We start from the raw sequence: 415 nt of genomic DNA on the forward strand, positions 1-415 counted from the left end.
TTCGCTGCCAAAGATAATCGCTCTGAAGAAGATAACGAACTAGCTCGATTACGCAAAGAAAACCAACGTTTACTGATGGAGAATGATAATTTAAAGCAAGCAGCGCTGATCATGGGACGAAAATAGATGTGATTCGAAATAACGCTCACAAATATTCAGTATCAGCAATGTGTGACGTCCTTGATATTCCGAAAAGTACGTATTACTATCATGCCGATGTTTGTGCCAAACGTCCGCTAAAAACTGAAGATAAAGAAATTTCCAAAGAGATTGCTCGTATTTTCAAAGAAAGCCGTAACAATTATGGTACGCGTATAATCAAGAAAGAACTAAGTAAATTACCAGAGCCAAAACACGTATCACGTCGTCGAATTGGTCGTTTAATGAAAGGTCTTGGACTAGTATCAAACTATAC

The 415-nt window shown here is 37.8% G+C and carries 1 pseudogene; it reads left to right on the plus strand.

The features are described 5' to 3' along the window. Nucleotides 1-415, plus strand: a pseudogene (locus tag ACP3VS_RS24265) (IS3 family transposase); the annotation flags it as partial.

This window comes from Lysinibacillus sp. VIII_CA, from assembly GCF_049943995.1.
GTDB classification, from domain to species: domain Bacteria; phylum Bacillota; class Bacilli; order Bacillales_A; family Planococcaceae; genus Lysinibacillus; species Lysinibacillus pinottii.